Source organism: Isoptericola variabilis 225, from assembly GCF_000215105.1.
GTDB classification, from domain to species: Bacteria; Actinomycetota; Actinomycetes; order Actinomycetales; family Cellulomonadaceae; genus Isoptericola; species Isoptericola variabilis_A.
Genome location: NC_015588.1, coordinates 2,853,684 through 2,872,563, shown reverse-complemented (window position 1 = coordinate 2,872,563; position 18,880 = coordinate 2,853,684). Strand labels below are relative to the sequence as shown.

The 18,880-nt window shown below is 72.8% G+C and carries 17 protein-coding genes and 1 tRNA gene; 10 read left to right on the top strand and 8 right to left on the bottom strand.

All coding sequences use genetic code 11. The features are described from left to right. The first annotated feature begins 216 nt into the window (after positions 1 to 216). The 3 genes from ISOVA_RS13210 to rlmB all read left to right on the top strand — a co-directional run bounded on the left by ISOVA_RS13210 (position 217) and on the right by rlmB (position 3,944). Positions 217 to 1,377 (top strand): sugar phosphate isomerase/epimerase family protein, encoded by a 1,161-nt coding sequence (locus tag ISOVA_RS13210; RefSeq protein WP_013839718.1) that lies wholly within the window; start codon positions 217 to 219, stop codon positions 1,375 to 1,377. Between the two features lie 115 nt (positions 1,378 to 1,492). Next, positions 1,493 to 2,911 carry a cysteine--tRNA ligase gene (cysS, locus tag ISOVA_RS13205; RefSeq protein WP_013839717.1) on the top strand — a complete coding sequence of 473 codons (1,419 nt, stop codon included), beginning with the start codon at positions 1,493 to 1,495 and terminating at the stop codon, positions 2,909 to 2,911. Between the two features lie 34 nt (positions 2,912 to 2,945). Further along, positions 2,946 to 3,944 carry a 23S rRNA (guanosine(2251)-2'-O)-methyltransferase RlmB gene (gene rlmB, locus ISOVA_RS13200; protein WP_013839716.1) on the top strand — a complete coding sequence of 333 codons (999 nt, stop codon included), beginning with the start codon at positions 2,946 to 2,948 and terminating at the stop codon, positions 3,942 to 3,944. A gap of 239 nt (positions 3,945 to 4,183) precedes the next feature. On the opposite strand, the gene ISOVA_RS13195 is transcribed toward rlmB, so the two are convergent. The 4 genes from ISOVA_RS13195 to ISOVA_RS13180 all read right to left on the bottom strand — a co-directional run bounded on the left by ISOVA_RS13195 (position 4,184) and on the right by ISOVA_RS13180 (position 9,209). Further along, on the bottom strand, positions 4,184 to 5,443 hold the full coding sequence (locus tag ISOVA_RS13195; RefSeq protein ID WP_013839715.1) for a DUF4032 domain-containing protein: 1,260 nt from the start codon (positions 5,441 to 5,443) through the stop codon (positions 4,184 to 4,186). Between the two features lie 165 nt (positions 5,444 to 5,608). Further along, on the bottom strand, positions 5,609 to 6,721 hold the full coding sequence (locus ISOVA_RS13190; protein ID WP_013839714.1) for an ABC transporter ATP-binding protein: 1,113 nt from the start codon (positions 6,719 to 6,721) through the stop codon (positions 5,609 to 5,611). A gap of 195 nt (positions 6,722 to 6,916) precedes the next feature. Next, the gene (gene otsB, locus ISOVA_RS13185) at positions 6,917 to 7,762 is read right to left on the bottom strand and encodes a trehalose-phosphatase (RefSeq protein ID WP_013839713.1); all 846 of its coding nucleotides are present in this window, start codon (positions 7,760 to 7,762) and stop codon (positions 6,917 to 6,919) included. Further along, entirely contained in the window at positions 7,755 to 9,209 is a 1,455-nt protein-coding gene (locus tag ISOVA_RS13180) for an alpha,alpha-trehalose-phosphate synthase (UDP-forming) (RefSeq protein WP_013839712.1), read from the bottom strand. Before ISOVA_RS13180 ends, otsB begins: the two co-directional genes overlap by 8 nt. A gap of 130 nt (positions 9,210 to 9,339) precedes the next feature. On the opposite strand from ISOVA_RS13180, the gene ISOVA_RS13175 reads away from it, so the two are divergent. The 3 genes from ISOVA_RS13175 (at position 9,340) to ISOVA_RS13165 (ending at position 12,262) form a co-directional block, all read left to right on the top strand. Further along, on the top strand, positions 9,340 to 11,157 hold the full coding sequence (locus ISOVA_RS13175; RefSeq protein WP_013839711.1) for a serine/threonine-protein kinase: 1,818 nt from the start codon (positions 9,340 to 9,342) through the stop codon (positions 11,155 to 11,157). Between the two features lie 168 nt (positions 11,158 to 11,325). After that, positions 11,326 to 12,138 (top strand): DsbA family protein, encoded by an 813-nt coding sequence (locus ISOVA_RS13170; RefSeq protein WP_013839710.1) that lies wholly within the window; start codon positions 11,326 to 11,328, stop codon positions 12,136 to 12,138. Between the two features lie 51 nt (positions 12,139 to 12,189). Then, positions 12,190 to 12,262, top strand: a tRNA-Thr gene (locus tag ISOVA_RS13165). Between the two features lie 97 nt (positions 12,263 to 12,359). Here ISOVA_RS13165 and ISOVA_RS13160 read toward each other — a convergent pair. Next, positions 12,360 to 13,274 carry an SGNH/GDSL hydrolase family protein gene (locus ISOVA_RS13160; RefSeq protein WP_013839709.1) on the bottom strand — a complete coding sequence of 305 codons (915 nt, stop codon included), beginning with the start codon at positions 13,272 to 13,274 and terminating at the stop codon, positions 12,360 to 12,362. A 46-nt stretch (positions 13,275 to 13,320) separates the two neighbouring features. Beyond that, positions 13,321 to 14,091 (bottom strand): uracil-DNA glycosylase, encoded by a 771-nt coding sequence (locus tag ISOVA_RS13155; protein ID WP_013839708.1) that lies wholly within the window; start codon positions 14,089 to 14,091, stop codon positions 13,321 to 13,323. Between the two features lie 77 nt (positions 14,092 to 14,168). On the opposite strand from ISOVA_RS13155, the gene ISOVA_RS13150 reads away from it, so the two are divergent. The 4 genes from ISOVA_RS13150 (at position 14,169) to groL (ending at position 17,537) form a co-directional block, all read left to right on the top strand. Next, positions 14,169 to 14,492, top strand: coding sequence for a DUF3263 domain-containing protein (locus ISOVA_RS13150; protein WP_013839707.1), 324 nt, complete (start codon positions 14,169 to 14,171; stop codon positions 14,490 to 14,492). Positions 14,493 to 14,544: 52 nt separating this feature from the next. Next, complete coding sequence (locus ISOVA_RS13145; RefSeq protein ID WP_013839706.1) at positions 14,545 to 15,219, top strand: LytR C-terminal domain-containing protein; 675 nt, start codon at positions 14,545 to 14,547, stop codon at positions 15,217 to 15,219. 152 nt (positions 15,220 to 15,371) lie between these two features. Continuing rightward, on the top strand, positions 15,372 to 15,575 hold the full coding sequence (gene cspE, locus ISOVA_RS13140) for a transcription antiterminator/RNA stability regulator CspE (RefSeq protein ID WP_013839705.1): 204 nt from the start codon (positions 15,372 to 15,374) through the stop codon (positions 15,573 to 15,575). Between the two features lie 333 nt (positions 15,576 to 15,908). Further along, positions 15,909 to 17,537, top strand: a complete 1,629-nt coding sequence (gene groL / locus ISOVA_RS13135; RefSeq protein WP_013839704.1) for a chaperonin GroEL — start codon at positions 15,909 to 15,911, stop codon at positions 17,535 to 17,537. A gap of 112 nt (positions 17,538 to 17,649) precedes the next feature. Here the strand turns inward: groL and ISOVA_RS13130 are convergent, their stop codons facing one another. Then, positions 17,650 to 17,937 carry a WXG100 family type VII secretion target gene (locus ISOVA_RS13130; protein WP_013839703.1) on the bottom strand — a complete coding sequence of 96 codons (288 nt, stop codon included), beginning with the start codon at positions 17,935 to 17,937 and terminating at the stop codon, positions 17,650 to 17,652. 170 nt (positions 17,938 to 18,107) lie between these two features. Next, on the bottom strand, positions 18,108 to 18,836 hold the full coding sequence (locus ISOVA_RS13125; RefSeq protein ID WP_013839702.1) for an HD domain-containing protein: 729 nt from the start codon (positions 18,834 to 18,836) through the stop codon (positions 18,108 to 18,110). Positions 18,837 to 18,880 lie beyond the last annotated feature (44 nt).

The following is an 18,880-nucleotide window of genomic DNA, read 5'->3' as shown; positions in this document are numbered from 1 at the left end:
TTGACGGGCGGCAGATAGAAGTTCGATGTTGGTCGTCATCTTTTGCTTGACGACCGTCCGGCGGACCCCCTAACGTCCGAGGAAGTTCGACGCTGAACAGTTCGGCACGTCGACGTGCCACCGCTGCTCGACCCGGTACGCCGACAGGGAACGACGCGAGACGTGCTCGTGTGCCGTCACGCGAACCACCTGAGAACCAGAGTGCAAGGGAGCATCATGGAAGACCTCACGTACCAGGCCGAGGAGGACGCACGCGTCCTCGGGCGCAAGCTCGGCCTCAGCCGGCGGCAGCTCCTCGCCGCCACGACCGGAATGGCCGCCGCGTCCCTGCTCGGCATCGGCCACTCCCACGCCCGCGCCAGCACCGGCTCCGCCGCCGCCACGTCGGGGACCGCTGCGAACGGCGTGCTCGTGCCCCCCGGCAAGCGCGGCATCATCCTGTACACCGTGCGCGACGCGATCAGCCGCAACCCGCTCACCACGGACCCGTCGCTGCCGTCCGGCTTCAAGGCGGTGCTCGAGGAGCTCGCCCGCCAGGGGTACAAGCAGATCGAGTTCGCCGGCTACAACCAGCACGTCAACGCGGAGGGTGGCAACGTCAACAACGTCGCCGGCGCCCACCTGCTGCGCACGTGGCTCGACGACAACGGGCTCGAGGCCGAGGGCAACCACGGAAGCATCCCCGGCACGATCAACCCCACGACCCTCGCGCAGTTCGACGCCGCGTGCGAGATCGCCAACATCCTGGGCTTCGGCCACATCGGCACCGGCAGCGACCCGACCAACAGCGCGTACCTCGCCGACTGGCAGGCCGCCGCCGAGCGCTGGAACATCCTCGGCGAGCGCGCCGCGACCCACGGGCTGAAGCTCTACACGCACAACCACGACGCGGCCTACAGCTTCCTGCTCGACAGCGGCCCGCTCGACGAGGCGGGACGGCCCACGCGCTCCACCGGCGTGCGACGCCTGGAGTGGTTCCTGCAGAACACCGACCCGAACTACGTGTACCTCGAGATGGACGTCTACTGGGCGCACGTGGCCCAGCACCGGTTCCAGAGCTTCACCGCGCCGGACGGCACCGTGGTCCAGGACGTCTTCGACCCCGCCGGGCTCGTCGCCGAGCAGACCATCCGCTTCCCGCTGTTCCACGCGAAGGACGGCGCCGCCCGCCCCGACCTGGCCGCCGGGTACTCGATCGTGCCGCTCGGCCAGGGCGACATCGACTACAAGACCTTCTTCCAGCGCATCGGCGCCAAGGGGTACCACAACGCCATGTACGAGCAGGACAACGCCGCGACCGTGCCGACGGCGTCGCCCTCCATGTCGCTGGAGAACGCCGCGACGTCCTACCAGCACCTGGCCTCGCTGCGAGGCTGACCGCGGCGCTCCGGGTCGCGCGGCCGTCCGCGCGACCCGGAGCCGTCCGCGCGTCGTTCACGCGTCGTCCGACGCCACGGGCCCGCGCGTGAACGCTCGCCGGTACCCTTGACAGGTGACCCTCCGCCTGTACGACACCGCGACGCGCGACGTGCGCGACTTCGTCCCCCTCAACCCGGGCGAGGTCGGCATCTACCTGTGCGGCGCCACGGTCCAGGCGCCCCCGCACGTGGGCCACCTGCGGCCGGCCGTGGCGTTCGACGTCCTGCGGCGCTGGCTCGAGCGCAAGGGCCTGCGCGTGACGCTCATCCGCAACGTCACCGACATCGACGACAAGATCCTCGCCAAGGCGTCCGCGGCCGGCGTCGAGTGGTGGGCGCACGCCGCGCGCTACGAGCGCGCGTTCACCGAGGCGTACGACGCGCTCGGCATCCTGCCGCCCACGTACGAGCCGCGCGCGACGCAGCACGTGCCCGACATGGTCGCGCTCATGCAGCGGCTCGTCGAGCGTGGGCACGCCTACTCGACCAGCCCGGGCAACGTCTGGTTCGACGTGCGCTCGTGGCCCGACTACGGCGACCTCACCAAGCAGCGCCTCGAGGACCTCAACCCCGAGTCGGCGGACGACGACGTCGCGTCGGAGAAGCGCGACCCGCACGACTTCGCGCTGTGGAAGGCTCCCAAGCCGGGCGAGCCCGCGACCGCCGCGTGGGACACGCCGTTCGGCCGCGGCCGCCCCGGGTGGCACCTCGAGTGCTCCGCCATGGCGCACCGCTACCTCGGCGACACGTTCGACATCCACGGCGGCGGCCTCGACCTGCGGTTCCCGCACCACGAGAACGAGCAGGCGCAGTCGCGCGCCGCCGGGTACGGCTTCGCCCAGCGCTGGATGCACAGCGCGTGGGTCACCCAGCAGGGCGTCAAGATGAGCAAGTCGCTCGGCAACGGGCTGCTCGTCAGCGAGCTGCTCGCCCAGGCGCCCGCCGTCGTCGTGCGCTACGCGCTCGCCGCGGTGCAGTACCGCTCGATGCTCGAGTGGAGTCCCGACACGCTCGACGAGGCGCGCGCCACGTGGGAGCGGCTGTCGGGCTTCGTCGAGCGCGCGACCGAGCGCGTTGGCGAGGTGGCGGCCGAGGAGGTCGCCAAGGCCGAGCTCCCCGCGGACTTCGTCGCCGCGATGGACGACGACCTCAACGTGCCCGCGGCGCTCGCCGTCGTGCACGAGCACCTGCGCGCGGGCAACACCGCGGTCGCGGCGCAGGACGACGCCGCGACGCGCGCCGAGCTCGTGGCGCTGCGCGGCATGCTCGACGTGCTCGGCCTCGACCCGGCCGACCCCCAGTGGTCCACGACGGCGGACTCGCGCGTCGCCGAGGCGCTCGACGCGCTCGTGCGCGCCGAGCTCGACGCCCGCGCCGAGGCGCGCGCCGCCAAGGACTGGGCCACGAGCGACGCGATCCGCGACCGCCTGGCCGCGGCCGGCGTCGTCGTGCAGGACTCGCCCGACGGCGCGCGCTGGTCGCTCGGCGACTGAGCGCGCGCCCACCGGACCCATCAGGAAGAGACACATGGCAGGCAACTCCAGGCGCCCCGGCGCGATCCGCAAGGCGGGCTCCAAGAAGGGCCCGCGCGTCGGCACGGGCGGCCACCGCCGCAAGGCCCTCGAGGGCAAGGGGCCCACGCCCAAGGCCGAGGACCGGGTCTACCACCCGGCCCACAAGCGCAAGGTCGAGGCCGAGAAGCGCAAGGCCACGGAGCAGCGCACCGCGGGCGCGCGCAAGGGCGTCGTGCGCGGGACCCGGCGCCCGACGGCCGGCGCGGAGGTCGTCGCCGGGCGCAACGCCGTGCTCGAGGCGCTGCGCACCGACGTCCCCGTGAGCGCGGTGCACCTCGCCTCGCGCATCGACCACGACGACCGCACGCGCGAGATCCTCGAGCTGGCCTCGACGCGCGGCGTGCAGCTCCTCGAGGTGAGCCGGACCGAGCTCGACCACCTCACCGAGGGCTCGGTGCACCAGGGCGTCGCCGCGCAGGTGCCGCCGTACGAGTACGCGGACGTCGAGGACCTGCTCGACGCCGCGGACGAGGCCGGCCAGCCGCCGCTGCTCGTGGCGCTCGACGGCGTGACCGACCCGCGCAACCTCGGCGCCGTGCTGCGGTCCGCGGGCGCGTTCGGCGCGCACGGCGTGATCGTGCCCTCCCGGCGGTCGGCGGGCGTGACCGCGTCGGCGTGGAAGACGTCGGCGGGCGCCGCCGCGCGCGTGCCCGTCGCGCGCGTGACGAACCTGTCCCGCACGCTCACCGAGCTCAAGAAGTCCGGGCTGTTCGTCGTCGGGCTCGACGCCGGCGGCGACAGCGAGGTGCACGAGCTCGCGTTCGCGACCGACCCGGTCGTGCTCGTCGTCGGCTCCGAGGGCAAGGGGCTGTCGCGGCTCGTGCGCGAGACGTGCGACGCCGTCGCCTCGATCCCGATCTCGTCCGACGTCGAGTCGCTCAACGCCGGCGTCGCCGCGGGCATCACGCTGTACGAGGTGGCGCAGGCCCGCCGCACCCCCTCCGCGAGGTAGCGCGTTCTCCGCCGAGGTAGCGCGTCTCTCGCCGAGGTAGCGCGTTTCGGGACGAGGTAGCGCACGGTGGAGGCGCGCGCTCGGATGAATCGGTCGCTGCGCTCCCTCTGCTCTCGCGCGCACCTCCACCGTGCGCTACCTCGCGGTCCGCGGCGCTACCTCGGCGAGAATCGCGCTACCTCGCGGGCGGTCGCGCTACTTCGCGGGCGGACGCGCTACCTCGGCGAAGGACCTCGGCGTCAGGTGGAGAGGTGGAAGTGGTCGGACTCGGGGTCGTCCTCGCCGGGGGCGAGGCCGAGGATCGCCTTCTCGTCCGGCCGGTAGCGCAGCACGTTCTCGACGTACGACGCCGTGGCCTCGTCCATGGGGATGTCGCGCTGCGCCTTCTCCGAGATGAACCAGCGGTGGTCGAGGATCTCGTGGAAGAGCTGGGCCGGCTCGAGCTTGCGGCGCAGCTCACGCGGCACGGCGCGCACGGTCGGCTGAAAGACGTTCTGGAACCAGTCGTGCGCGACGAGCTGCTCGTCGTCCTCCTGGCGGTCCATGGCCGCGCGGTACGAGTCGAGGTCGTTGAGCAGGCGGCGGGCCTGGTTGTCCTGGACGTCGAGGCCCGTGAGCCGCAGCAGACGCCGCGAGTGGTGGCCGGCGTCGACCACCTTGGGCTGGATCTGCACCGTGGTGCCGTCGATGTCCGTGGTGATCGCGAGCTCGCCGACGTCGAAGCCGAGGTCGTTGAGCCGCTCGATCCGCGCGGCGACGCGCCAGCGCTCGTCGGCGTGGAAGGCCTCGACGCCGGTCAGCGCCTCCCACAGCTCGTTGTACCGCTCGACGAGCGAGTTGCCGATGCCGATCTCGTCGACCTCCTCGTGGAGCAGCTCGCCCGCCGCGAGGTCCATGAGCTCGCCGATGATGTTCGTCCGGGCGAGGTCGACGTCGTACGAGCGCTGGCCGGGCGACAGCTCGCGGTGCAGTTCACCGGTCTCGGCGTCGACGAGGTAGGCGGCGAACTGGTCGGCGTCGCGGCGGAAGAGCGTGTTCGACAGCGAGACGTCGCCCCAGTAGAACCCGACGAGGTGCAGCCGCACGAGCAGCACGGCGAGCGCGTCGATGAGCCGCGTCGCGGTGTCGGGGCGGACCGCCTGGCTGAACACCGCGCGGTACGGGAGCGAGAACGCGAGGTGCTCGGTGACGAGCGCGGCCTCGAGCGGCTCGCCGTGGTCGTCCCGCCGGCCGGTGACGACGCCGATCGGCTTGACCGCGGGGATCTCGAGCTTACGGAGCTGACGGAGAAGCTCGTACTCGCGGAAGGCGACGTGCTCGCTGATCTCCTTGATGGCGAGCACCCGGCCGCCGAGCCGGACGAACCGCACGACGTGGCGCGAGATACCGCGCGGCAGCGCGGCCAGGACGTCGGCCGGCCACTCGGCGAGCGGTAGCCGCCAGGGCAGGTCGAGCAGCGCCGAGTCCGGCGTCGCCGACGTGATCTGGAGCTGTTCCACGGCACCTCATCCCGGGTGGTCGCACGGTCGTGGGTGGCCGCGCGGCCCCGGCGGACCGGCGCGACGGGCCGCGAGCGCACCCGCGGCAGGAGCCAGCGTAGACGACGGAGGGGGCGGGCCCGGCGAGTGCCGGACCCGCCCCTCACGTCGAGCGGGGACGGTGCCTCAGCTGAGGCGCTCGCCCGTCGCGGCCGAGAAGACGTGCGCCTGGCCCGGCTTGATGGTGACGTGGATCGTGTCACCCTTCATCGGGGTGTTGCGCGGGTCGACGCGGACGATGACCTGGTCGGACGAGCCCGAGTGCAGGTCGGCGTCGCTGCTGAGCAGGTCGCCGTAGACGAACGCGTCGGAGCCGAGCTCCTCGACGAGGTTGACCCGGATGCTGAAGGCGTCCTCGGTGCCCTCGCCCACGACGTCGAGCGCCTCGGGGCGGAAGCCGATGGAGACCTTGCCGTTGTCGGCCTCGGTGAGGCCGTCGAGCACCGAGCGCTCGAGCGGCACGGCGGCGTGGCCGACCTGGGCCTTGCCGTCCTTGACGTCGAACGTGCCGATGTTCATGGCCGGCGAGCCGATGAAGCCGGCGACGAAGATGTTCGCCGGGGTGTCGTACATCTCGCGCGGGGTGCCGACCTGCTGGAGCAGGCCGTCCTTGAGGACCGCGATGCGGTCACCCATCGTGAGGGCCTCCGTCTGGTCGTGCGTGACGTAGACCGTGGTGACGCCGAGACGGCGCTGGAGCGACGCGATCTGCGTGCGGGTCTGGACGCGGAGCTTGGCGTCGAGGTTCGACAGCGGCTCGTCCATGAGGAACACCTGGGGCTGACGCACGATGGCGCGGCCCATGGCGACACGCTGGCGCTGACCACCCGAGAGGGCCTTCGGCTTGCGGTCGAGGTACTGGGTGAGGTCGAGGATCTTGGCGGCCTCCTCGACGCGCTGGCGGATCTCGGCCTTGGGGGTGCCGGCGATCTTCAGCGCGAAGCCCATGTTGTCCGCCACCGACATGTGCGGGTAGAGCGCGTAGTTCTGGAAGACCATCGCGATGTCGCGGTCCTTGGGCTGCACGTCGGTGACGTCACGGTCGCCGATGTAGATGTGCCCGGCGTTGACGTCCTCGAGACCCGCGAGCATGCGCAGGGAGGTCGACTTGCCGCAGCCCGAGGGGCCGACGAGGACGAGGAACTCGCCGTCCTCGATGTGCAGGTTGAGCGCGTCGACCGCGGGGCGCTCCGTGCCCGGGTAGATCCGCGTCGCGTGGTCGTAGGTGACCGTAGCCATGGGTGTACATCCCTCCACCGGCAGGTACGTGCCGGACGATCCGTCGTGGTCGGGTGTCTGTGCGTTCACGACTCGCGTGTCGGCGGTGACACATTCTGTTGTGCGCACGGCAGGTCGGCTGTGACTGTGCGTGACCGGCGCCGTCGTGCTGCTCGATAGTACACGGCCGTGACCGGGGTCACGCCATGGCGTCGGTCACGCGAGACGCGACCTCACGCGGTCGAGCGCGGCCGCGACGGCGTCGATGCCCGGGACGCGGTAGGTCGCGACCGTCTCGCCCGCGCCGACCTTGATCGTGACGTCGCCCGCGCCGAGCGCGGCGAAGGCCTTCTCGTCGGTCGTGTCGTCGCCCGCGTACAGGACGCGCACCTGCCCGGCGCCCGTCTCCTGCCCGACGACGGTCCGCAGCCGGGTGAGCGCCTCGCCCTTGGAGGTGGGGAGCACGGCGATCTCGACGACGTCCTTGCCGTGCATCGCGTCGAGGCCGAGCCGGGCCGCCGCGGCGTCGGCCAGCGCCTCGGCCGCGGCGGAGTCCTCGGGGCCCGCCGTGCGGGTGTGCAGGACGCCGGCGCTCGGTTTGCGCTGGACCCACACGCCCTCCCGGCCCGCGGCCGCCTCCTCGAGCGCGTCGTACAGGGCCTCGAGCGCCGCGGCCTGCTCGGGCGTGAGCTCGAGCGGCACGGCCTCGAGCACGCCGTCCGGCCGCACGTGCCCCGTCTGGGCCCCGTGGCTGCCGACGAGGTACGTCCCGGCCGGGGGCTCGGCCCGGGCCGCGAGGTCCTCGAGGTCCCGCCCCGAGACGAACGCGAGCCGGGCCCGCCCGGCCGCGGCACCGCCGTCGGGCACCGTGAGCGCGCCGAGCAGGTCGACGGCGGCGCGGGTCGACGGTGCCATGCGCGAGGCGGCCGGGTCGTCGACGAGCGGCGCGAGGACGCCGTCGAAGTCGAGCGCCACGAGCAGCGCGGCGCCGTCGTCGGCCGTGAATCGGTCGAGCGCGTCGGCGAGGTCGGCCGGCAGGGTCGTGGTCGCCGCCTCAGACATACGACGTCCGGTGGGGCATCGCGGTGAGCACGCCGAGGAACGACTCCGACCACTTGGCGACGTCGTCGCCCATGACCTTGCGCCGCAGGCGGCGCATGCGCCGGCGCTGCTCCTTGGGCTCCATGCTCGCCGCCGTGACGATGATGTCCTTCATGCCGTCGATGTCGTGCGGGTTGACGAGCAGCGGCCCGGGCGCGAGCTCGTCGGCCGCCCCGGTGAACTCGGACAGCACGAGCACCCCCTGCTCGTCCGAGCGCGCGGCGATGTACTCCTTCGCGACGAGGTTCATGCCGTCGCGCAGCGACGTCACGAGCATGACGTCCGCGGCCAGGTAGAGGGCGGCCATCTCCTCCGGCGGGTAGGAGTGGTGCAGGTAGTGGATCGCCGAGTGGCCGATCTCCCCGAACTCGCCGTTGATCCGGCCCACGAGGATCTCGACGTGCTCGCGCAGCTCCTGGTACGCGCCGACGTTCTCGCGGCTCGGGCTCGCGACCTGCACGAGCGTCGCGCGCGTGACGTCGAGACGCCCGTCCTGCAGCAGCTCGCCGTACGCCTTGATGCGGTGGCGGATGCCCTTGGTGTAGTCGAGGCGGTCGACGCCGAGCATCATGACGTCCGGGTCGCCCAGGTCCGTGCGGATCTCCTTCGCGCGCGCCTGCACCTCGGGCTGGCGGGCGAGCCGGTCGAACCGCTGCGAGTCGATCGAGATCGGGAACGCCGCGGCGCGCACGTGGCGCCCGGGGGAGCCGTCGGGCTGCGAGATCGAGATGATCGGGCCGCGCGTCGTATGGTCGGTCAGCCGCCGCACCGCGCGCACGAAGTTCGACGCGTCGCCGCCGCGCTGGAATCCGATGAGGTCGGCGCCGAGCAGGCCCTCGACGATCTGCTTGCGCCACGGCAGCTGCTGGAACAGCTCGACCGGCGGGAACGGGATGTGGTCGAAGAAGCCGATGCGCAGGTCCGGCCGCAGGTCGCGGAGCATCTTCGGGACGAGCTGCAGCTGGTAGTCGTGCACCCACACGACGGCGCCCTGGGCGGCCTGCTCGGCCGCCGCCTCGGCGAACCGCTGGTTGACCCGGCGGTACGCGTCCCACCACTGGCGGTGGTACGTCGGCGGCGAGATGACGTCGTGGTACAGCGGCCACAGGGTGTCGTTCGAGAATCCCTCGTAGTACCGCTCGATCTCGGACCGCGACAGGGTCACCGGGACGAGCAGCATGTCGTCCGCCTCGAACGGCTCGTGCTTGAGGTCGGGCGCCCCCGACCAGCCGACCCACGCGCCGTCGGACTTCTGCATGACCGGCTCGAGCGCCGTCACGAGCCCGCCGGGCGAGCGCTGCCAGCGCACCTCCCCGTCGTCGTCCACGGTGAAGTCGACGGGGAGCCGGTTGGCCACGACCACCAGGTCGTAGCCGGAGGAATGTCCTGACGATCCTTTACCTGCCACCGGCAATCTCCCAAGGGTTGTTGAAACGACGTCCTACCGTCACAGGGTAACGACGTGGCCTCGACGACCACCCTAACGAGGGCCTGTTCTGCGCGCGCCCGGGGCCGTCCGGGCGGCTACGGTGTGCCCCATGAACGAGGTCGACGGGGGCCGGGTCGCCGCCCCGGGCGGGCCCGGCGAGGCCCGCCCGGAGGCCCCCGCGGGGGCGCTCGCGGAGGGCACCGAGATCGGCGGGTACACCGTCGTCACCCTGCTGGGACGCGGTGCGATGGGCGCCGTCTACGAGTGCGTCGACGGCGGCGGGCACGCGGTCGCGGTCAAGGTCCTGCACGCCCACGTCGACGCCGACCCGGCCGGGCGCGAGCGCCTGCGCCGCGAGGTCGCCGCGCTGCAGCGCCTGCGCCACCCCGCGGTCGCCCAGGTGCTCGACGCCGAGCTCGACGGTCCCTTTGCCTTCGTCGTGACCGAGCTGGTCGACGGCGTGACGCTCGAGGACGAGGTCGACGAGCGCGGGCCGCTCGACCCGCAGGACCTCTACTCGCTGGCCGACCAGCTCGCGGACGCGCTCGAGGCCGTCCACACGGCCGGGATCGTGCACCGCGACCTCAAGCCGTCCAACGTCATGGTCACCGACCAGGGCCCGGTCCTCATCGACTTCGGCATCGCGCAGGGGCCGGGCGACGCCCGCACGACCTCGACCGGCTTCGTCATGGGCACGCCCGGCTACATCGCGCCCGAGCTGCTGGACGGCGGCGACCCGGTCCCCGAGACGGACTGGTGGAGCTGGGCCGCGCTGCTCGTGTTCGCCGCGACGGGGCGCTCGCCGTTCGGGGTGCGCCCGACCGACCTCGTGCTGCAGCGCTCGCGCGAGGGCCGGCCAGACGTCGTCGGCCTGCCGCCCCGGACCGCGCGCGCGCTCGCGGGCGCGCTGCACGCCGACCCGTCGCGCCGCTGGGGGCCGACCGAGGTCGCCCGCGCGCTGCGCCGCGACGCCGACGACGCCGCTCGCGCGGCCACCGGCATGCCGTACGACCCGGACGCGACGCAGCGCATCGTCGCGTCGGAGGAGACCCAGCGCGTCGGGCTGCCGACCCAGGTCGTCGGCGCGCCGCCGAGCGACGGGTACGTCGCGACGGTCCCACCGCCTCCCGTCGCGGACCCGACCGAGCCGATGACCGCCGTCGAGCGGGACCGGGCCAACGCGCACGACGGCGGCACGCAGCTCATGCCGGTCGGCGACGCGCGCTACCGCCCGTACGACGAGCTCGGGGACGACGAGGAGGAGCCCGGGCCCGAGGAGGTCCGCGGCTACGTGCGCCCGGCGCGCCGTCGCCGCACCGGGACCGTGCTCGCGCTCGGCCTGCCGCTCGTCGTGCTCGGCGCGACCCGGCCGGGCGTCGCGTTCGCCGTCCTCGTCGGCCTCGTCGTGCTGTGCCGGATCGTCGCGACGTCGGCCGACGCGCTGCACGACCGGCGCGAGCGCAAGGGCGTGCGGCGCTCGGACGGGCTGCTCTCCGCGGTGCTGCTGCCGTGGCACGTGGTCACGGGCGCGATCGGCGCGATCCCCGCGGCGCTCGTCGGGGCGTGCGTCGGGGTGCTCACCGTGGTGCTCGGCTTCTGGGTCTTCGGCGACGGACGCCTCGTCGTGCTGCCGCTCGACGACGTCGAGGCCCGGTCCGTCGGCGGCCGCAACGCGCCGATCGTCTTCTGCGCGGTGCTCGCCGCGGCGGTCCTGCTCGCGACGCTCGCGACGTGGTTCGGGCCGGCCGGGCGCACGGCGCGCGACGGCGCGCGGACCGTCCTCGGCGCGCTCGCGCCGGGCCTGGTCGGGGCGGCGATCGTGGTGGTGCTGTGCCTCGTGGGGGCGTGGATGCTCGGGATGCCGGTGCTCGAGGACCCGCCGGTGGTCCACTGGTGGCCCATGTCCGGGCCGCCGTCGATCCTGTGACGCACGTGCCGCCGTCGGGCACCGGGCGCACCGTCGCCGGAGGCGTAACCTCGCGCACACCTGGCTCCCAGGCTGGCTCGGTACGCTGGCCTCGGAACGGTCCGGCCGTACGCGCCTGGCCGCGGCCGCCCCTGCGCGGGGCCCTCAGCGAAGGACCACAGGAGCACGATGTCGACCAAGAACGCCAACATGACCAAGGCGCAGCGGCGGGAGGCCGCTCGTGCCGAGGCGCTCGCCCTGCAGCAGAAGCAGGCCTCGCGCGACCGGCGCAACCGCATCATCACGTTCAGCGTGCTGGGCCTCGCCGTCGTCGGCCTCGCCGTGGTGATCTGGATGATCCTCCAGGAGGGTCAGAAGTCCGCCATGGAGAAGGTCGACGCCGTCCCGTCGACCGCGACGCACGACGGCGCGACGGGCATCCCGCTCGGCGCCGACGGCGTCGCCGGCGCGGTCAACGAGGGCGCGACCGAGATCGGGTCCTACGTCGACTTCCTGTGCCCGCACTGCGCCGAGTTCGAGGCCGCCAACGGTGAGGACCTGCGCACGATGCTCGACGACGGCGACGCGACGCTCGTCATGCACCCGGTCGCGATCGTGGACCCGAGCAGCAACGGCTACTCGGTCCGCGCCGCCGCGGCGTTCGTGTGGGTCGCCGAGAACGCGCCCGAGCAGGCCTTCGACTACCAGCAGGTGCTGTTCGAGAACCAGCCGTCGGGCGGCAGCCTGACCGACCAGCAGCTGGCCGACCTGGCCGAGGGCGTCGGCGTCCCGGCCGACGTCGCGGCCGGCATCGGCGACGGCACCGCGCACGACACGTACGGCGAGTGGGTCGAGGCCGCGACCGACGAGGTCCTGGCCGACGAGTCGCTGAAGAACCCCGAGAGCGGCGGCTTCGGCACGCCGACGGTGACGATCGACGGCGAGCGCTGGGGCGGCAACTGGTCGACGCCCGGCGAGCTCCTCGCGGCCGTCACGGGCTGATCCTCTCGCAGACCCGGGCGCGCGCCAGCCGGTAGGCTGGTCCGCGCTCGCGCCGCCTTAGCTCAGCTGGTAGAGCTCCCGTCTTGTAAACGGAAGGTCGTCGGTTCGAACCCGACAGGCGGCTCTTTCTACGTTGTGGGCGTGATTTTTGGCCCGTTTCGTCCGGATCATCCGGACGAAACGGGCCAAAAATCACGCCCACAACGCTTTCGTGCCGCGGCTCAGGCCGGCGGCCAGGCGCCCGGCGTCGGCCACTTCGCCGTGCGGCCGTCGCCGCTCGAGGTGCCCTGGAGACGCCGGCGCACCCACGGCACGGCGTGCGCCCGCAACCACCGGACGTCCTCGCGCGCCTTCGCGACGAACCGCTGGGGCGGCCGGGGCTCGAGCAGCTCGTCGTACGCGACGTCGTCGGGCTCGAGGCCGAGCGCGTCGAGCGCGGCCTGCGACACCCGGCGGTGCCCCTCGGACGTGAGGTGGATGCGGTCGTCGGACCACACCTGGTAGTCGAACAGCGAGCGCATGCCCCACAGGTCGAGCACGTAGGCGCCGTGCCGGCGTGCGACCGACCAGACGTTGGCGTTGTACTGCCCGGTGCGCCCGCGCGTCACGCTCAGCGCCCCGCCCGCACGGAACCCGGTGGCGAGCAGCACGTCCGCGCCCGTCGCCCGGATCTCGACCACGGCGTCCTCCAGCCGCGCGGCAAGGACGTCGGGGTCCGCCTTCGGGCGCAGGATGTCGTTGCCGCCGCCGACGAGCGAGACGAGGTCCGGCTCGGCGGCGAGCGCCGCCGGCACCTGCTCGTCGAGGATGTGCCGCAGCAGCCGCCCGCGGATCGCGAGGTTGGCGTACTCGAGCGGCGCGAGCCCGGCCGCCACCCGGCGGGCCGAGAGGGTGTCGGCGAGCCGGTCGGCCCAGCCGCGCTGCTTCGCGTCGGACTCCGTGCCCGACGGCGCGAGCGTGCCGTCGTCGTACGGGTACGGGTCCCACAGGCCCTCGGTGAAGGAGTCGCCGACAGCGACGTAGCGCCGCCATCGGGGCGGCGTCGTGCCGGCCGCCTCGCGGGTGGCCTCGGCGTCGGGGACGACGGTCGTGGTGTCGGGGGCGTCGGGTGCGCTCTGGTCGCTCACCCGATGCATTGTGCCGAACTCTGCGTCCCGGGTATATCGGGATCCCGCTCCGGGCTCAGGGGAGGCGCCAGTCGACGGACGCCGCGCCCTGCTGCTCGAGCAGCGCGTTGACGCGCGAGAACGGCCGCGAGCCGAAGAACCCCCGGTACGCCGAGAGCGGGCTGGGGTGCGCGCTCTCGACGGTCGGCACCCCGCCCAGCCACGGCTTGAGCGACGCCGCGTCGCGGCCCCACAGGATCGCGACGAGCGGGCCGCCACGCGCGACGAGCGCCTTGATCGCCGCCTCGGTGACCTGCTCCCAGCCCTTGCCGCGGTGCGAGCCCGGCTCGCCGGGGCGGACCGTGAGGACCCGGTTGAGCAGCATGACGCCCTGGTCGGCCCACGGGCTCAGGTCGCCCGACGAGGGCGGGGGAGCGCCGACGTCGTCGGCCAGCTCCTGAAAGATGTTCACGAGCGACTTCGGCAGCGGCCGCACGTGCGGCTGGACCGAGAACGACAGCCCCATCGGGTGGCCCGGCGTCGGGTACGGGTCCTGCCCGACGACGAGCACCCGGACCTCCGCGAGCGGACGCCGGAACGCGGCGAGCACGTCGCCCGGCGCGGGCAGGTATCGGCGGCCGGCGGCCGTCTCCGCGCGCAGGAAGTCGCCCATGGCGTGGATCTGCGGCTCGACGTGGGCGAGCGCCGCGGCCCAGTCGGGGGCGATCACCGTCTCGAGCGGGGGGCGGGCGGCGGGCGTCGGCGTCGAGGTGTCCGTGTCCACCCGCGTGACGCTAGCGCAGCCCGGCCCCGGGCCGTCAGGTGCTGGTGGACCCCACGAGGGCATCCGGCAGCTCGTCGGGTGCGCGACGCGCGGGCGTGGGTCGCGGAGGTGCGCACCGTCGTCGGACATACTGGGACGTCATGAGCGAGATGGTGGTCCAGGAGGTCGCGCCGGAGGCGCAGGCCCCGGCGTCGGGCACGACGCAGGAGGGCGAGCTCTCCGACCGCGACCGCGAGATCCTCGCGTTCGAGCGCCAGTGGTGGAAGTACGCGGGCGCCAAGGAGCAGGCGGTGCGCGAGCTGTTCGGCCTGTCGCCCACGCGCTACTACCAGGTGCTCAACGCCCTCATCGACTCCCCGGCGGCGCTCGCCCACGACCCGATGCTGGTCAAGCGGCTGCGGCGGATGCGCGCCACCCGGCAGCGCGCCCGCTCGGCGCGGCGGCTCGCCGACGAGCGCGTCTGAACCTGAGAACGGCCTGAACGCGCGGCCAGCCGGAACCGCTACCCTGGCCGCCGTGACGAAGAGCCAGTACCCCTACCCGCCGGACGAGTTCGACGCTCGGCGCCCCGAGGGCGCTCCCGTCGGCGTGCACCGCGAGCCGCGCAGCCGGTGGAGCGCGGTCTGGCCCTTCCTGCTGGTCGCGGTCGTCTTCGCCGGCATCGCGGTCGGCGTGGTCTCGTACCTGTCCGACGACCGCGGGGGCGACACCCCGCCCGCCGCGTCGTCGACCGAGGACGCCGCCGGCGGCGACGGTGAGGACACCGGGGAGGAGACCGGCGCCGAGGGCGAGCCGTCCGAGGAGCCGAGCGCCGAGCCCACCGACACCGCGACCGAGGAGCCGCCGGCCGAGGGGCTCTCGGAGGAGGACGTCGCCGCGCTCCTGGCGCAGGCGAGCCTCACGGCGCCGATCGTGGTGCAGAACGCCTCGCCCCAGGCCGGGGCCACCGTCGACGGGCTCGCCGGCTCGACCGCCGAGTTGCTCACCGCGCAGGGCTTCTCGAACATCACGACGGCCAACTTCGACGGCTCGGAGGCCCCGTCCGGGAACGCCGTCCGGTACGTCGGCGACCGTGCCGAGACGTCGGCGGCCGTGGCCGCGGTGCTGGGGATCCCGGAGGAGAACGTGCGCCAGGTCGACGCGCTGCCGCAGGGCGAGATCGCGGTCGTCATGGTCACCGCCGTGGAGTGATGCCCGCCGCGAGCGACGGGGACCGAAGCCGCAGTTCGGGACGACACGCGACATCCCGGACAATGATGCTTCCACCGTGTGACGCTCACCACTAGGCTGCCGTCACCGCGGGGCGGCCGGCCCTGTGGCGAGGGAAGCACAAGGAGAAGTACATGGCCCAGGGCACCGTCAAGTGGTTCAACGCGGAGAAGGGGTACGGGTTCATCACCCCGACCTCGGGCGGGCAGGACCTCTTCGTCCACTACAGCGCCATCCAGAGCGACGGTTACCGCACTCTCGACGAGGGCCAGCAGGTCGAGTTCGAGGTCGGTCAGGGGCAGAAGGGGCCGCAGGCCGAGCAGGTCCGGCCCCTCTGACGGCTCTCACGCAGACCCGGGCCGTCCCGGGAGCCCTCACGGCTCCGGGCGGTCCGGGTCTCGTCGTCCCGGGACCGGGGCGGTCCCTTGCGGCAGACGGTGCACGACGCCGCGTGCCGCCGTCGTGCGCCCTGGGCGAACGCCTTGCACTCGCCTGGGGAGAGTGCCAATAATGGATTAGCACTCTCGACTGTCGAGTGACAGCGCGAGGGTGAAGCACTCGGTCGACAGGTGAGGCTCACCGAGCGGGCGGTGACATGAACGCCGCCCGGTGGGTCGTCCGTCGCGGGCACCGGTCGACCACCGTAAGCCACCAGCGGAGGATTCATCCCCATGGCCAAGATCATCGCGTTCGATGAGGAAGCTCGTCGGAGCATGGAGCGCGGGCTGAACAAGCTCGCGGACACCGTGAAGGTCACGCTCGGCCCCAAGGGCCGCAACGTGGTGCTCGACAAGAAGTGGGGCGCCCCCACGATCACCAACGACGGTGTCTCGATCGCCAAGGAGATCGAGCTCGAGGACCCGTACGAGAAGATCGGTGCCGAGCTCGTCAAGGAGGTCGCGAAGAAGACCGACGACGTCGCGGGTGACGGCACCACCACCGCCACCGTGCTCGCCCAGGCCCTCGTCAAGGAGGGTCTGCGTGTCGTCGCCGCCGGCGCCAACCCGATCGCCGTCAAGCGCGGCATCGAGAAGGCCGTCGAGGCGGTCACCGAGCAGCTCCTGAACTCCGCCAAGGAGGTCGAGACCAAGGAGGAGATCGCTGCCACGGCCGCCATCTCCGCCGGCGACCCCGCGATCGGCGAGCTCATCGCCGAGGCCCTCGACAAGGTGGGCAAGGAGGGCGTCATCACGGTCGAGGAGTCGAACACCTTCGGCCTGGAGCTCGAGCTCACCGAGGGCATGCGGTTCGACAAGGGCTTCCTCGCCCGCTACTTCGAGACGGACCCGGAGCGCCAGGAGGCCGTCCTCGAGGACCCGTACGTCCTGATCGTCGAGTCGAAGATCTCGAACGTCAAGGACCTGCTGCCGATCCTCGACCAGGTCATGAAGGCTGGCCGCTCGCTCCTCATCATCGCCGAGGACGTCGAGGGCGAGGCCCTGGCGACCCTGGTGCTCAACAAGATCCGCGGCACCTTCAAGTCCGTCGCCGTCAAGGCCCCGGGCTTCGGCGACCGCCGCAAGGCCATGCTGCAGGACATCGCGATCCTCACCGGCGGCCAGGTCATCACCGAGACGGTCGGCCTCAAGCTCGAGAACGCGACGCTCGACCTGCTGGGCCAGGCGCGCAAGGTCGTCGTCACCAAGGACGAGACCACGATCGTCGAGGGTGCCGGCGACGCCGAGCTCATCGCCGGTCGCGTCAACCAGATCCGCAGCGAGATCGAGAAGTCGGACTCCGACTACGACCGCGAGAAGCTGCAGGAGCGCCTCGCCAAGCTGGCCGGCGGCGTCGCCGTCATCAAGGCCGGCGCGGCCACCGAGGTCGAGCTCAAGGAGCGCAAGCACCGCATCGAGGACGCCGTGCGCAACGCCAAGGCCGCGGTCGAGGAGGGCATCGTCGCCGGTGGTGGCGTCGCCCTCATCCAGGCCGGTGCCGCCGCGTTCGAGAAGCTCGAGCTCGACGGTGACGAGGCCATCGGTGCGCAGATCGTCGCCGCGGCGGTCTCGGCCCCGCTCAAGCAGATCGCGATCAACGCCGGTCTCGAGGGCGGCGTCGTCGCCGAGCGCGTCAAGGGCCTCCCGGCCGGCCAGGGCCTCAACGCCGCCACGGGCGAGTACGAGGACCTGCTCGCCGCGGGCGTCAACGACCCGGTCAAGGTCACGCGCTCCGCGCTCCAGAACGCCGCGTCGATCGCCGCGCTGTTCCTCACCACCGAGGCCGTCGTCGCCGACAAGCCGGAGCCGCCGGCCGGCGGTGGCGGTCACGGCGACGGTGGCATGGGCGGCATGGACTTCTGATCCGTCCCCCTGTGACAGCCTCGCGCTGACGCAGACGGCGGCCGGTCGCCTCGGGTTCGTCCCGGGGCGGCCGGCCGCCGTCGTTCTCTGGTCAGAACTCCGCTCGCACGGATCAGTGGGAGAAGAGGCGGCTCGCCTGCGCCTCGGCGTCGGCGTAGGTGCGCGCCGCCGACGCGAGCGCGGCCGTGACGGCGTCGAGCGCCGCCTCGACCTGGGTCTGCGTCGCCTGCCACTGGCTCATCACGCCGGCGAACGACGTCGCCGCGCTGCCGTGCCAGCTCGACTGCAGGTCCTGCAGGTGCCGCATCATGGCGGCCACCTCGGACCGGATCGCGCCCACCGACCCGCTGACCGCCGCGCTCGCCTGCGCGACCCGCTCGCTGTCGACCTCGTACCGCACGTGTCCTCCTTCGTCGTCGTGCCCCCGCGGGGGTTCCGACGACGACGGTAGGCGGGGCGGGGGGTCTCGTGCCGGGGCGTCGGGCGAACCTGTGGACAACCTTCCCGCGCCGGCCGGTGTGGGCGGCGCACTACCTCGGCGAGAAGCGCGCTACCTCGGCGGAAGATGCGCTACCTCGGCGCGGGGCCGACGGGCGCCTGCTCGTCGAGCTTGCGCTTCTCCTTGAGCAGGCGATGCAGCTCGGCGTCGAGGTTCTGGCGCGCGGGCTCCTCCCAGGCCGCGCCGAGCGGGCTCGCATAGAGGCGCGGACGCTGCAGCAGCTTCTGGAGCACCTTGATGCGCGCCTCGAGGTAGTCGCCGAGCGGGATGTGGGAGTACTCGGACCGCACGGCCTTGACGTACTCCTTGTACCGCTGCGGCTCGGACGCGAGCATCGCGAGGTCCGCGTCGTTGAGCACGGCCGAGTCGAAGTCTCCCGGGTCGGGCTTGTGCCGCGCGAGCGTGTCCACGAGGTGCCCGACCCGGTCGGCGGACTCGGGCGAGACGCCCAGCCGGGTGAGCTGCTCGCGCGCGAGCTCGGCGCTCAGCGTCGTCTGCTCGCCACCGCGCGTCGCGTACGCGACCTTCCGGTCGGCGTCGAACACGGCCCCGTGGTACCAGGCGGCGAGCCGCACGAGGTCGGGCTCGTGCGTCTCCTCGGCGAGCTCGTCCACGCGGTGCAGGACGGCGGCCAGGTGGCGCAGGTTGTGGAAGTGACGGTCCGGCTCGGACCAGCGCTCGATGAGCTCTTCCCCCACCGCGCGGATCTCGTCCTCCGTCGCGGTCGCCCCCGCTCCCTGGCAGGACCGGACGAACGCGTTGAGGAACCACTGCGGCGCGTCGGCGCTCATGACGCCCATCGCTATCAGACCTTCGGTCGACGTGTAGGACTGCCTTCATCGCC

What these genes read in the sequence shown, in the direction of transcription:
- ISOVA_RS13210 (WP_013839718.1), top strand. Translation starts at nt 217, where the DNA reads ATGGAAGACCTCACGTACCAGGCCGAGGAGGACGCACGCGTCCTCGGG.
- rlmB (WP_013839716.1), top strand. Translation starts at nt 2,946, where the DNA reads ATGGCAGGCAACTCCAGGCGCCCCGGCGCGATCCGCAAGGCGGGCTCC.
- ISOVA_RS13190 (WP_013839714.1), bottom strand. Translation starts at nt 6,721, where the DNA reads ATGGCTACGGTCACCTACGACCACGCGACGCGGATCTACCCGGGCACG.
- otsB (WP_013839713.1), bottom strand. Translation starts at nt 7,762, where the DNA reads ATGTCTGAGGCGGCGACCACGACCCTGCCGGCCGACCTCGCCGACGCG.
- ISOVA_RS13175 (WP_013839711.1), top strand. Translation starts at nt 9,340, where the DNA reads ATGAACGAGGTCGACGGGGGCCGGGTCGCCGCCCCGGGCGGGCCCGGC.
- ISOVA_RS13170 (WP_013839710.1), top strand. Translation starts at nt 11,326, where the DNA reads ATGTCGACCAAGAACGCCAACATGACCAAGGCGCAGCGGCGGGAGGCC.
- ISOVA_RS13160 (WP_013839709.1), bottom strand. Translation starts at nt 13,274, where the DNA reads ATGCATCGGGTGAGCGACCAGAGCGCACCCGACGCCCCCGACACCACG.
- ISOVA_RS13155 (WP_013839708.1), bottom strand. Translation starts at nt 14,091, where the DNA reads ATGCCCTCGTGGGGTCCACCAGCACCTGACGGCCCGGGGCCGGGCTGC.
- ISOVA_RS13150 (WP_013839707.1), top strand. Translation starts at nt 14,169, where the DNA reads ATGAGCGAGATGGTGGTCCAGGAGGTCGCGCCGGAGGCGCAGGCCCCG.
- cspE (WP_013839705.1), top strand. Translation starts at nt 15,372, where the DNA reads ATGGCCCAGGGCACCGTCAAGTGGTTCAACGCGGAGAAGGGGTACGGG.
- groL (WP_013839704.1), top strand. Translation starts at nt 15,909, where the DNA reads ATGGCCAAGATCATCGCGTTCGATGAGGAAGCTCGTCGGAGCATGGAG.
- ISOVA_RS13125 (WP_013839702.1), bottom strand. Translation starts at nt 18,836, where the DNA reads ATGGGCGTCATGAGCGCCGACGCGCCGCAGTGGTTCCTCAACGCGTTC.